The following is a 12303-nucleotide window of genomic DNA, read 5'->3' as shown; positions in this document are numbered from 1 at the left end:
GCTGGGCAGCCCGCCTCCGGCTGCGCTTCGGGGGCCCGCTGGGCGCTGAGCCGCCCCCCCCCCCCCCCCCCCCCACCGGGCTTGCAGGGTGGTCACCGCGCCCGCGCCGTAGACGAACAGCGAGGCGAACAGCAGCACGGCGTCCCCCAGGACGGCGGCGGTGATCACGCCCGCGCTCCCGATCGCACCGGCCAGGTACCCGGCGGTGAGGCCGGGGCGGCGCCCGCGTGCCTGGGAGAGCCGCCCGACCGCGAACGCCGCCAGCGCCGTGCCGGCGGTGCCCACGGCGCTGGGCAGCCCCGCGAGGCCGGTGGAGCCGAGCACGTCCTGCGCGAGCAGCGCGCCGACCGTCACGCCGGCCGCCAGTCCGGCGCCGCTGAGCACCTGGGCGACGCCCAGGACGATCAGGCTGCGGCGCTGCGCGGCCGTGATGTCCCCGGCCGGCGTCGGCCTCGACCTGGTCAGCCCCGGTCGCCCAGGTCGAGGCGGTCGAGCAGCCCGGCGGCGGTGAACGCCTCCACCAGGTCGTCACGGCCCTCGGTGAAGTGCGCCCAGCTGTCGTAGTGCACGGGCACGACCTGGCGCGCGCCGAGGATCTCGGCGGCCTCGGCGGCCTGGGCGCTGTCGAGGACGATGGCCGCGCCGTCGAAGAGGATCGGGAACCGGGGAGCGCCGGCGAACAGGACGGCGGTGCCCACCGGGCCGAAGCGCTCGGCGACCTGCCGGACCACGTCGAGCGAGGCGTTGTCGCCGCTGACGTAGACCGCGGGCAGGTCGTCGCCGGTCAGCACGAAGCCGACGACCTGGCCGGTGAGCGGTTCGACCTCGGCCCGGGCCAGCGGACCGTGGATCGCGGGCACGCCGGTGACGGTGACCGTGCCGCCGTCGGGGCGGTCGAGGCGGACGGACTCCCAGTCGGCCAGTCCCCTGGCCCGCCCACCCAGCCGCTGCCCGCCACCGGGCGTGGTGAGGGTGAGCGGGACGTCGGCGAGCAGCGCCCGGCCGGCGTGGTCGAGGTTGTCCGGGTGCTCGTCGTGCGAGAGCAGGACCACGTCGACGGCGCCCAGGTCGGCCGGTGCGGCGGCGGACGGCGCCGTCTTGGTCAGCTTGCCGCGCGGCACGGCGTAGTCGCCCGGCGCGTCGAACGTCGGGTCGGTCAGGAAGCGCAGGCCGCCGTACTCGAACAGGGCGGTCGGGCCGCCGAAGACGCGGACGGCGAGCCGTTCGCCGGTGGTGCGGGTCATCGTAACCTCACGGATGATCAAGGGGCTATCCGTGAGGGACGGTAGCCCTTTCTCACGGAAAAGCACAACTCGTACCATGAGAGCCATGACGGACGCCCTGGCCGACGACGCCGCGCCACCGCCCGCCCCCGGCGCGGAGGACTACCTGGCCCTCGACTTCGTCAACAGCGCCGTCGCACTGCCCGGCGGGCAGTTCACCGACCTCCTCGGCACGCCCGAGGGCACGAACCAGTGGCTCTTCGACCGCGGCCTCGCCCCGGCCGACGCCGGGGTGCGGGAGATCTGCGCGTCGCAACTGCGCTCGTTGCGCGAGCAGCTCAGGTCGCTCTTCGCCGCGCGCGTCGCCGGGGTGCCCGCCCTGCCGGCGGCCCTGTCGGCCGTCAACGACGCGTTGAGCAAGGCGCCGACGGCCGCGCTGCTGCAGTGGGACGAGCGGACCGGCCCTTACCGCGCGACACCGTGCCCCACCAACGAGATCCTCGACCGCGCGCTCGCGACCCTGGCCGCCAACGCCGCCGACCTCCTCACCGGCCCCGACGCCGACCGCCTGACCCACTGCGGCTCGACCCCGTGCAACCGCTACCTGCTGCGCCACGGCCGCCGCCACTGGTGCTCGACCCGTTGCGGCGACCGCGCCCGCGCCGCCCGTGCCTACGCCCGGCGCACCCGGCAGGCGAGCTGACTAACCGTCACCGGACCGGCCGCCCACTATCCTCTGTGGACAACTGCGGCTCGCGGTCCCCGGTCGCAAGTGGACGCGAAGGCCATTCACCCGACGTGACGGAGCGTGGCCGAGCGGCGCGCGTCATCCCACGTTGGTGGGATTCGGGCCGGCGACGGGTCTTTCCGCGCCGAAGAGTGGCACCGTGGTCCCCGGGGGGATTGCGATGAGCGCCGAAATGCGCCGGTTCCGGCGGGATCCGTTGGCTTCGATCGAACGCCTGCGCCGCCGTGCCCCGGCACCGGTGTTCCGGCTGCCGTGGGGCGACTGGTGCGTGGGCGACGCGGACCTGGCGCGGACGGTGTTGCACGAGCCCGCGTTCCACGGCGGGATGTCCGCGTTCTTCGGGAACCTGCTGCCCTCCCGGTCGGATCAGGAGGCGGTCGGGCGCGCGGTGCGGGACCTGCTGCGGGCGCGCGTGCCCGACTTCCACGCGGGGCTGGCCGCGGCGGTGGCCGAACTGCCCGCGGTCAGCAGGTGGCCCGCGGCCGGGACGGCGCTGGTGCACCGGTCCGCGGCCGACCTGCTGCTGCACCCGCGCACGCCGTCCGGGCTGCGGCGGTCGGTGGAGCGGGCCGCACTCGGCGGCGCGCTGATCCGCCCACCGCACGTGTGGCAACGGGCGCGGGCGGAGGTGCTGCGCGGCAGGTTGCTGGCCGGCGTGGCCGCGGAGGTGGCGGCGCGTCGGGTGGTCGGGACCGGCGAGCCGCGCGACGTGCTGGACGCCGTGATCGGGACGTGCCCGGACGGGATGGCCGACCAGGCCGTGGCCGAGCTGTTCGTGGTGCTGTTCCGGGCGATCGTGGCGCCGGTCGGCTGCACGGTGGCGTGGTCGGTGCTGCTGGCCTGCCTGCACGCGCCCGGTTCGCGGTGGCCGTGGCCGGTCGACCGGGTCGTGCGCGAGGCGTTGCGGCACCGCCCGATGGCCTGGCTGGTCGTCCGGTCGACGCCGGCCGGGTTCGGCGAGGTCCCCGTGCGGCCCGGCGAGGTGCTGTCGGTCAGCCCCTACCTGGCGCACCACGACGAGCGGCACTGGACCGACCCCGACGTGTTCCGGCCCGACCGGTGGGCGCACCCGGGCGGGCACGGCCCCTACCTGCCGTTCGGCACGGGTCCGTTCACCTGCGCCGGCGCGTCGCCGGCCCAGGTCCTGATCACCGCGACGGTGACCGCGCTGGCCGACGACGCCCACCTGACCGTCACCGGGGGCGACGAGCGGCCGGTCCTGGCCGACGGCCTCGTACCCAGACCTTTCACCCTGCACCGGAGCGCGAGGGACGTGGACGACCACGACCGCCGCGTTGCGACGCGTCTTCACGGACCGGACCGGCCGTAGGTGGATCCGGGAGCAGGGCCCACCGGCCCGAGCGGCCTACCCGGGCCGGCCCGTCAGCGCGGCGTGGGCGGCGTCCACCACAGCCGTGCGCAGGGCGTCGAAGGGCTCGTCGGCGAAGAGCAGGAGGCAGTCGGCCAAGCCGCTCAGCGCCACGGCCGCCCGGGTCGCGTCCGCCAGCGACGGGTTCTCGCCGACCAGGAGGGCCGTCACCCGCGAGCGCAGGTCCAGGATGCGGTCGACCAGGCCCAGGTCGGCGAGCGCGGCCGACTCCCGGACCAGCAGCGCGACCGCCTCGCGGTGCCTGAAGTGGAAGGTGAAATAGCCTTCCAGCAACGGTCGCGGGCCGTCGGGCGGGCGGGCCTCCAGCTCCACCACGAACGCGTCGCCGTCCTCGATCAACGGCTCGACGATGCTGCGCACCAGCGCGTCGCGCGACGGGAAGTGGTAGTAGAGCGCCGGTTGGTGACTCCCAGGCGGTCCGCGATCTCCTGCAGGCTGGTGCCCCGCACGCCCCGCTCGAGGAAGAGCTCGCGTGCCACTGCCTGCGCACGCGCCTTCGTGTCGACCCCCCTGGCCATGCCACCCAGTTTACCGAGCGTTCAGGGCGGCGTTGCGCGCCGAACGCGGTCGCACCGGCCCTCCGTGATCGGGTCGGGCGCCACGCGCCGGTCAGGTGAGCCGGTCGACCACCTCGGCCGGTGAGGGCATGGTGGCGATCTCGATCGCGAGGCGGCGCGCGCCCGCACGGGCGGCGTCGTCCACGAGCAGCGCGCCCGCCGCCGCCGTCACCGCTTCACGGCTGACCTCACCGGGCAACAGGCGCGCGCCGGCGCCCGCGTCGAGGACGGCTCGGGCGTTGCCGAACTGGTCCGCGCCCTGCGGCAGGAGCAGTTGCGGCACGCCCGCGGCGAACGCGCCGAGCATCGTGCCGCTGCCGCCGTGGTGCACGACCAGGTCGACCTCGCGCAGCAGGCGGTGCTGCGGCGTCCACGCCGTCAGCCGCACGTTGTCCGGGGCCGGGCCCAGCGCCGCCACGTCCACCACCGGCCCGGTCGCCACGACGACGTCCACCGGCAGCGCGGCCAGCCCGTCGACCGCCTGCCGCAGCACGTCGGTCGAGGCGTAGGCGGTGCCCAGGGTCAGGTACACGAACGGCCGGGAGCCGCGTTCGGGCACGTCGCCCGGCCGCGACCAGCCGACCGCGCGCAGCGGGACGCGGTCGGTCGCGCGGAACTGCGGCGACTGCACCGAGTCCGGGCAGATGTCGACGCTGCGGGCCAGCGGGAGCGTGACGCCGAGTTCGGCGGCCAGCGCGTCGAACGCCGCCACCATCGCCTCCGACATCGGCCCCGGCGACACCCGGCCGAACGTGTGCGCGATCGCGGGCACGCCCGCCGCCGCGCCGGCCAGCGCCGCGCCCAGCGTGGCCAGGTCGTGGACGAGCAGGTCCGGCCGGTGGGCGCGCAGCAACGGCGTCAGGTCGGCGAACCACCGGCGCGGCAGCACGTCGCCGATGACGTGGCCGATGCCCCGGTCGGTGGGCTCGACCCCGGCGAACGCCTCCGCCATGCCCATCCCGGCGGGCTCGGCGCGCAGCCCGGCTTCGCGCAACGCGGGCAGGAACGGCTCACCGGCGGCGAACACCACGTCGTGCCCGGCATCGCGGGCGGCCAGGGCCAAGGGGATCGAGGGGTAGGTGTGTCCGTGGGCTGCGAGCGCAGCGAACATCAAGCGCACTCTCCAGCCTAGCGCCGGGAATCAGCACGCCGCCGGCACGCGCCACCCGGCCAGGTGACACCCGATAAGCTCCACCGTGGGGGCAGGTCGCCGGACGCAGGGGGAACCGCGGTGCTCAGAGCTGTGATCTTCATCGTCTCCGGCGTGGCCTTGATCGCGTTCGGCGGCTGGCTCGTGGTGGACGACCGGCGCCTGGTCGACACGCAGGCCGAGGTGGTCAGGGTCGCCCAAGCCGACGGCGGCGACTGGAAGTCGACCGTGCGGTTCACCACGGCCGACGGCGAGGAGGTCACCGAGACCCTCCCGCCGTCCGACCGGAAGCCGGCGCCGGGCGACCGGGTGGAGGTCAGCTACCGGCCGAACAACCCGAGCGCCGCCCACTTCCCGGAGGACGGGCAGAACCTGTACCTCTGGCCCGCGGTCGGGCTCGGGCTGATCGTCGTCGGCGTGGGGTCGATTCTCTGGTTGCGGCGCCGTCCTGGCTGACGTCCACGACCGGATGTCTCACCACCGGACGTCGCTCACCACTGGATGTCGCTCACCACTGGATGTCGCTCAACGCCTCCAGCGGTGCGCGCTCGTCCAGGGATTCCGGTACGACCAGGGTGTCCGCCGCCGTCAGCGCCGCCGGGAACGTGAAGCCGCAGCGCTCCTCGACCTCGCCCAGCCGCACCTGGAAGACGCGGAACTCGTCGAGCTCCAGCGATTCCAGCTGGTTCAGGTTCTGGGTCAGCACGAACGCCCGCGCCTTCAGCGTGCCCGCCGAGGTGAACGCGATCACCTTCCAGTACTCGCGCGGCAGCGCCACCCCGCGGAAGACGCGGTCGTCGGACCGGAACACCGGGCCGCCGTAGACGCTCACCCGGAGGTCGTCGACGTCCACGTCGGCCAGCACCGCGTCCTCGAGCCTGCCCCACAGGCCCTGCCGCATGCTCTGGTTGAAGTCGTCCATCTGGGGCGTGATGTTGGTGAAGAAGAACGAGTCGACGTTCGCCTTCTGCGCCACCGCCTTCGGGCCCCACAGCAGGTCGGCGCGCCGGGCCAGGTGGCCGCGGTCGAGCCGGTTGCCCCGGTACAGCTCGTCGCCGACCTGGAACTGCGCCGGCAGCCGCGGGTCGAGCACGAACGGGATGCCGGTGCGGTTGATCGACTTCAGGTCGCCGCCGTCGATGTTCCACGCCACCCAGAAAGCGAACCGCCGCGACTTGCTCTGCGCCAGCGAGAAGTGCGTGTAGTCGACCACCACCGACCCGTTCAGCTCGACCGCGTCGGCCCGCGCCGCCTCGCCGAGCTCCGGCACGCCGGCCGGCGTGCCGAGGAAGTTCTCGTCGAACCCGACCAGCGCGGCGGCCTCGACCTTGCGCGGCGGCGTGAGCGTGATGCCCAGCTTCTCGAACACCGAGCCGGGCAGGCACGCCAGCGCGTGCTCGTCGGGGCTGTCGCCCGCCTCGCCCGCGAAGTGCAGGCCCGCCATGGTCTTGCCGGTCTTGCCGTTGGACGCCTTGAACACCCACGCGGAGCCGGAGTCGCCGCCCATGCTGATCTCGCCGTCGGCGGCGGGCCGCGCCGGGTCCGGCCCGATCTCGAAGCAGCCGATCTGCCGCTGGCCGACGCCGGGGCCGTAGTCGATCTTGACGAGGGTGTCCACGCGGCGGACCACGCCGTGCGTCACGCCGGTCGTCCGACCGCTCTTGACGACCTTGTCGCCCAGTTCGGGCTCGCCGATCCGGTCCACGCGCACGCCGAGGTCGAGGATCTCCGCCTCGAACCGCCGGTCCTCGATGGTGGCGATGGCGCAGTCGCCCGCCGCGCCGAGGTGCGACCGCACGAGCCGGCCGAGCCGGTTGCGGTCGGTGCGGTTGTCGTCGTGCACGCCGGGCTGCACCACGTCCTCGCCCAGCGCGCCGTTCGGGCCGTGCAGGACGTGCCAGTTGCTCAGCGCGTACGGGGTGCCGTCGACCCGGTCGTAGACGACGCAGCCGAACGTGCCCGCGGAGACGCGCACGTGGCCCACGCTCACGCCCGGCGACACCGGGTCGACCCGCGTCTTGCGCACGTCGCTGACCGTCTCCTCCACCACGTGGAAGTCGACCCGGTAGTCGCGTTGCAGCACGTCGGTCGGCACGGGCACGCCGTCGACCTCGATCGTCTCGGGCAGCAGCGCCGTGCCGAGCGCGCGCAACGCCTCGGGCTCGGCCTTCTGCCGGACGGTGAACTGGATGGCGATCTCGTCCGTCGGCTTGCCGTCGGCCACCTTGTAGCCGATGCCGATCGAGGACACGTTCGGGTCACGCAGGTAGTCGGCGCCCTTGGTGCGCACGAACCGCCTCAGCGACGCCGGCAGACCGTTCTTCTTCTTGACCATGAGCGCAGACCCCCTGTGTGTGCGCGCCGGTGGCCTTGCTGTCGACGTCACCTGATCCGGTGTTAGCGCAACTCCGCTGCGTTCACCCATTCAGCCTAATGACTGACCACCGAATGCAGTCTGCACCCCCGAGAAGGCTGAAAGTTGACCATCGGGCGACTGATCGTTGAACTCTGATCGGACCTGTCGCCGCTCCCGTGCACGTGCTGTGGTTCAAGGACGAGCACGTTCCCCGACGAAACCCTGCTTGTTGGAGGAGCCGTGAAGATCAGACACGTGACGGTGGCGGGCGCGCTGCTGGCCGGCCTCGTCACCCCGACCGCGTACGCCGCCCCGGCGCCGCACGCCGCCCCCGTGCTGCCCGCCGACCGCGCACAGGCCGTCGCCGGCAGCTACATCGTGGTGTTGAAGCGGCACGAGGACCTGGCCGCGACGCGATCCACCGCACCGAACGTCACGTTCACCTACCGGACGGCCCTGCCCGGGTTCGCGCTGCGCGCCACCGCCTCGGAGGTCGCACGGCTCGCCGCCGACCCCCGCGTCGCCTACATCGCCCAGGACGCCCGCGTCCGCCTCACCGCGCAGGACCGCACCGCGCGGCCGGCCACCGGGCCCAACCTCACCGCGCAGGACCTCGTGGTCCAGCCCGACCCGCCGTCGTGGGGCCTGGACCGCATCGACCAGCGCTCCCTGCCGCTGGACAGGAAGTACTTCCACCCGAACACCGCGCCCACCGTGCGGGCGTACATCTTCGGCACCGGCATCCGGTACACGCACCAGGAGTTCGACGGCGCGGCCGTGCCCGGGCTCGACACCGTCGGCGGCGTCACCCCGCCCGGCAACGACTGCAACGGCCACGGCACGCACATGGCGGGCACGGTCGGCGGCCGGACCACCGGCGTGGCGAAGGACGTGACGCTGGTGTCCGTGCGGGTGCTGAACTGCCAGGGCTCCGGCACGTACTCGCAGATCATCGCGGGCATCGACTGGGCGACGCAGGACGCGGCGGCGAGCGGCCGGCCGGCGGTCGCGCTGATGACGCTCGGCGGCGGGGCGAACCAGGCGTTCAACGACGCCATCACCCGGTCGATCAACGCGAACGTGCACTACTCGGTGGTGTCCGGCAGCTCCAACGCCAACGCGTGCGGCTACTCGCCCGGCAGCACGCCGTTGGCCACCACCGTCGGCGCGACGGACGCCAACGACGTGAAGGCGAGCTTCTCGAACTTCGGCACGTGCATCGACGTGTGGGCGCCGGGGGTGAACATCACGTCGGCGTGGGGCACCTCGGACACCGCGTACTCGACCATCAGCGGTTCCACGGCGTCCGCGCACGCGGCGGGCGTGGCGGCGCTGTGGCGGCACCGGTTCCCGGGTGACTCGGCGGTGGCGGTGGCCGAGGCGTTGCGGGCCAACGCCACCCCCGGCGTGATCACGAACCCGGGCGTCGGGTCGCCGAACCTGTTGCTGTTCATGGGGATGGTCCCGGTGTAGGCCTGTGCCGGCCTACAGGAGGCCCCGGTCACGGGCGTAGACGGCGGCCTGCGTGCGATCGCGCAGGCCGAGCCGTCCGAGAATGCGGGAGACGTGGTTCTTCACCGTGCCCTCGCTGAGGTGCAGGCGTCCGGCGATCTCGCGGTTCGTGCGTCCGCCGGCGACCAGGCGCAGCACGTCCACCTCGCGTTCGGTGAGCCCGTCGGGCCGTTCGGTCCCCAGCGCGGACGCCAGCCGTGCCGCCGCGGCCGGGTCGAACTGCACCACGCCCGAGTGCGCGAGCCGCACCGCCGCCGCCAGCTCGACGGCGGGCCGGTCCTTGAGCAGGTAGCCGCTCGCACCCGCCTTCAGCGCCCGAACCACGTACGCCTCGTCGTCGAACGTCGTCAGCATGACCACCCGTGCCCGCGCACCACGACGGCGCAGTTCCGCGAGCGCGTCGATGCCGTCCATCACCGGCATCCGCACGTCCATCAGCACCACGTCCGGATCCACCGCGACCACCGACTCGACCGCGGCCTCCCCGTCACCGGCCGTGCCGACCACCGCGATGCCCGGCTGGAGGTCGAGGAGGGCCGCGATGCTCTCGCGGATGAGCCGCTGGTCGTCCACCACGACCACGCGCACGTCACCCCCGCCGCCCTTGTTCTCGTCGCTCACATCATCCCTGTCGCCCACACCATCCGTGTCTCTCACACCATCCCGGCCTTTCACACCGTCCCCCTGGGCACGACCACCGTGAGCCGGGTGCCCGAACCACCGTCCACCTCGACCGACCCACCGACCAACCCGATCCGCTCGCGCACCCCGCGCAGGCCGAAGTCTTCCCGTTCCACCGAGAACCCGGGCCCGTCATCGGCCACCACCAGCCGTACCTGCCGGGGTCCGCAGTGGACGGTCACGGTGACGTCCGAGCCGGCGGCGTGGCGCATCGCGTTGGTGATCCCCTCCTGCGCGGCCCGGTAGAGCGCCAGCAGGGTGCGGGGCGCGTAACGGGACTCGTCACCCGTGCAGGCGACGGACACGCCCAGCCCACCGGCCAGGCGCGTCAGCGACTCAGCCAACCGGAAGGGCTCCCGCATAGCCCGGACGGACGTGCGCACGTCCTCCAACGCCCGCCTCGCCGACTCCCGCGCGTCCTCGATCGCCTGATCCGCCACCGCCGCGTCCCGGTCCCGGAAGGCCGACGCCTTCTCCAGCAACACCGACACCGCGGTCAGGTGGTGCCCAATCCCGTCGTGCACGTCCCGCGCCACCCGATTCCGCTCCGCGGCGGCCGACAACTCGGCCATGGCCAACGCCAGCACCAGCCCGATCCCGAACATCAACAGGTCGGACACGTGCTCGACCGACCGCGTCCACCCCGGCGCGGTGAGCTGGAACGCGACCACCAGGAAAACCGCCGTACCCACCCCAACCCCAACCGCCACCACCCGCCCGAACGCGAAGTACGCGCCGAACGGCAACAACAAGAACAACACCCGCGCCATACCCGACCCGTCGGCGAACGCGATCACCACCACCAACCCCGCCTGCACCACCAGCACAACCGCCGCCCGCCCCCGCGCCCCACCCACCAACCGCCGCAACCCGACCACCGAATACCGCACCCCGCCCGCCGCACGCTGCACCCCGCCCGCCAAGTGCCGCGCCCCAACGGCCGCGCGCCGCGACCCGAGCGCCGCGAACCGCGAACCGACCACGTCGACCAGCACGAGCGCGACGAGCCCGCCGACGAACGGCAGCCACCGCGTCTCCCCGAGCCCAGCGAGCCCCGCATAGCCACCAGCCACCATCACCACGCCGCACAGCAGCGGCGATAACCACGACACAGGACGCACCCCCGCAGGCTACGTCGCACACCTCGGATCGCGCGCCTGCCACCGAAGGCCCGGAGTGCTGGCGGCCGGGACCGATGGCCGGGAGTCGGGAGCCGGTTGCCGGACACCGGGCACCGGGTGCCGGAGCCGGGTGCTCAGGTGCCAGAGCAAGGTTTCCGGGTGCCGGAGCCGGTGCCGGGTCGGGAGCCGGTCGGGCGCCCGGAGCCGGGTCGGCGGGAGAGGCCGGGTGCCAGGACGGCGGACGGCCTGGGCCGGAGGCCGGTGCCGGGCCAGCGGCCAGCGATCGGGGCAGGTGATCGGCGGCCGGGTCGGGGGACGGGGATCGTTGGCCGCTGAGGACGGGGCGAGGGCGGGCGGTGGTCGGGTCAGAGGCCAGGCCGTGGCTGTGTCGGGGGCGGGTCGAGGCTGTGTCGGGGGCGGGTCGAGGCGGTGTCGGGGGGGCGGGGGCGGGACTGCGTCGGGGCCGGGGCGGGGCGGCGGTCGGGCGGCGGTCGGAGTCGGGGCGGCGGTCGGAGGCGGGGTCGGGGGTGGGTGGTGGTCGGAGGCAGGGGCGGTGGTTGAGGGCGGCCTCTTTGTTCAACCGACGTTCGGGGGCATTGGAAACGGCGTTTTGATTGATCCCTTTTTTGCAGATCACCCGATCGTGGAAGTCGGCGACACGTGCCGATCGGCACCCCCGGCACTGGCCGCTCGGCACTCCCGGAGCCCCGACCTGCGCGAATACCGTCCCCACCCATGACGTTCCTGCTGCGATTCGGCGCCCTCTGCGGCACGCTCTCAGGCCTCTTCATCGCCCTACCGGGAGCGGTCGAGGGGTTTGTCGGGGAGACGACCGCCACCAGCCTGGTGCTCGGCGTCTCCCCCGCCCTGGCCGCGCCGCTCCTCACGGCCCTCTACCTCAAACAACCCCGCACCACCCTGGGCACGGCCGGCTACGCGGCGAACATCGTGGGCCTCGGCCTGTTCGGCGCGGCGGCCTACGCGGTGAACATCGTCGTGTTCCACCTCGACCAGCCGACGCTCGCCGCACCCACCACCGCGGTCCTCACCGCCAGCGCCCTGGTCTTCGCCCTCGGCACGATCACCTTCGCGATCAGCATGATCAAGAGCCGCGCCCACCCGCCCGTCCCGGCGTGGACCTACGCCATTGCCGTACCCGTCTTCACCTTCGCCACCCGCCTGCCAGACTCGCTGTTCACCAGCGCCCTGCACGTCGTCGTCGGCGGCGCGCTCGTCTGGCTCGCCCGCTCGGTCTACCCGGCCAACCGCCCGGCCACGACCAGCAGCAGCACGATCACCGCGAGCGCCGCGTAGGGCACGTACACCCGAGGCCGGCCGCGGGTGCCCGCCCACGTCAGCACCGCCGACGCCGCCCACACCAGTGCGGTGCCACCCGCGGCCACGATCATCGGCACCCGCCCGTACGAACACACACCCGACACGGAGTAGTCGCAACTACCCGTCGGGGTGAACGCCATCAACCCGTACACGATGGCGATCGGCGCGAGGACGCACAGCAGCACCATGCCGAGCACGGCGAACCCCTTCATGGACCCGCACGGTAG

13 protein-coding genes and 1 pseudogene are annotated in these 12303 nt (G+C 73.6%); 5 read left to right on the top strand and 9 right to left on the bottom strand.

Features of this window, described 5'->3' with window-relative positions; translation table 11 throughout:
- Positions 1-432: pseudogene (locus tag ACZ7GX_RS41020) on the bottom strand (MFS transporter); the annotation flags it as partial.
- Between the two features lie 29 nt (positions 433-461).
- Positions 462-1244 carry an MBL fold metallo-hydrolase gene (locus ACZ7GX_RS41015; protein WP_498785413.1) on the bottom strand — a complete coding sequence of 261 codons (783 nt, stop codon included), beginning with the start codon at positions 1242-1244 and terminating at the stop codon, positions 462-464.
- Positions 1245-1329: 85 nt separating this feature from the next.
- Between ACZ7GX_RS41015 and ACZ7GX_RS41010 the strand changes: the two genes are divergently transcribed.
- Together ACZ7GX_RS41010 and ACZ7GX_RS41005 are read left to right on the top strand one after the other, a co-directional pair.
- Positions 1330-1926, top strand: a complete 597-nt coding sequence (locus ACZ7GX_RS41010; RefSeq protein WP_498785410.1) for a CGNR zinc finger domain-containing protein — start codon at positions 1330-1332, stop codon at positions 1924-1926.
- Between the two features lie 205 nt (positions 1927-2131).
- Complete coding sequence (locus ACZ7GX_RS41005) at positions 2132-3301, top strand: cytochrome P450 (RefSeq protein ID WP_498785408.1); 1170 nt, start codon at positions 2132-2134, stop codon at positions 3299-3301.
- A 36-nt stretch (positions 3302-3337) separates the two neighbouring features.
- On the opposite strand, the gene ACZ7GX_RS41000 is transcribed toward ACZ7GX_RS41005, so the two are convergent.
- The 3 genes from ACZ7GX_RS41000 to ACZ7GX_RS40990 all read right to left on the bottom strand — a co-directional run bounded on the left by ACZ7GX_RS41000 (position 3338) and on the right by ACZ7GX_RS40990 (position 5029).
- On the bottom strand, positions 3338-3721 hold the full coding sequence (locus ACZ7GX_RS41000; protein WP_498785405.1) for a TetR/AcrR family transcriptional regulator: 384 nt from the start codon (positions 3719-3721) through the stop codon (positions 3338-3340).
- On the bottom strand, positions 3697-3879 hold the full coding sequence (locus tag ACZ7GX_RS40995; protein WP_498785403.1) for a TetR family transcriptional regulator: 183 nt from the start codon (positions 3877-3879) through the stop codon (positions 3697-3699). The genes ACZ7GX_RS41000 and ACZ7GX_RS40995 overlap by 25 nt, the downstream gene beginning before the upstream one ends.
- A 91-nt stretch (positions 3880-3970) precedes the next feature.
- Complete coding sequence (locus tag ACZ7GX_RS40990; protein ID WP_498785401.1) at positions 3971-5029, bottom strand: glycosyltransferase; 1059 nt, start codon at positions 5027-5029, stop codon at positions 3971-3973.
- Between the two features lie 120 nt (positions 5030-5149).
- Between ACZ7GX_RS40990 and ACZ7GX_RS40985 the strand changes: the two genes are divergently transcribed.
- Positions 5150-5524, top strand: coding sequence for a DUF3592 domain-containing protein (locus ACZ7GX_RS40985; protein ID WP_498785399.1), 375 nt, complete (start codon positions 5150-5152; stop codon positions 5522-5524).
- 52 nt (positions 5525-5576) lie between these two features.
- On the opposite strand, the gene ACZ7GX_RS40980 is transcribed toward ACZ7GX_RS40985, so the two are convergent.
- Complete coding sequence (locus ACZ7GX_RS40980) at positions 5577-7403, bottom strand: DNA/RNA non-specific endonuclease (RefSeq protein WP_498785397.1); 1827 nt, start codon at positions 7401-7403, stop codon at positions 5577-5579.
- A gap of 261 nt (positions 7404-7664) precedes the next feature.
- Between ACZ7GX_RS40980 and ACZ7GX_RS40975 the strand changes: the two genes are divergently transcribed.
- Positions 7665-8897, top strand: coding sequence for a S8 family peptidase (locus ACZ7GX_RS40975; RefSeq protein WP_498785395.1), 1233 nt, complete (start codon positions 7665-7667; stop codon positions 8895-8897).
- A gap of 12 nt (positions 8898-8909) precedes the next feature.
- On the opposite strand, the gene ACZ7GX_RS40970 is transcribed toward ACZ7GX_RS40975, so the two are convergent.
- Both ACZ7GX_RS40970 and ACZ7GX_RS40965 read right to left on the bottom strand, forming a co-directional pair.
- Entirely contained in the window at positions 8910-9557 is a 648-nt protein-coding gene (locus ACZ7GX_RS40970) for a response regulator (protein ID WP_498785392.1), read from the bottom strand.
- 50 nt (positions 9558-9607) lie between these two features.
- Positions 9608-10729 carry a sensor histidine kinase gene (locus ACZ7GX_RS40965; RefSeq protein WP_498785390.1) on the bottom strand — a complete coding sequence of 374 codons (1122 nt, stop codon included), beginning with the start codon at positions 10727-10729 and terminating at the stop codon, positions 9608-9610.
- Positions 10730-11473: 744 nt separating this feature from the next.
- On the opposite strand from ACZ7GX_RS40965, the gene ACZ7GX_RS40960 reads away from it, so the two are divergent.
- Positions 11474-12052 (top strand): hypothetical protein, encoded by a 579-nt coding sequence (locus ACZ7GX_RS40960; RefSeq protein ID WP_498785388.1) that lies wholly within the window; start codon positions 11474-11476, stop codon positions 12050-12052.
- Here the strand turns inward: ACZ7GX_RS40960 and ACZ7GX_RS40955 are convergent.
- Positions 11992-12288 (bottom strand): hypothetical protein, encoded by a 297-nt coding sequence (locus tag ACZ7GX_RS40955; protein ID WP_498785386.1) that lies wholly within the window; start codon positions 12286-12288, stop codon positions 11992-11994. The genes ACZ7GX_RS40960 and ACZ7GX_RS40955 overlap by 61 nt on opposite strands.
- Positions 12289-12303: the final 15 nt, after the last annotated feature.

The organism is Actinosynnema sp. NPDC037264, from assembly GCF_055603705.1.
Note: the sequence above shows the minus strand (reverse complement) of the source record. Positions and strands in the feature narration are given on the sequence as shown.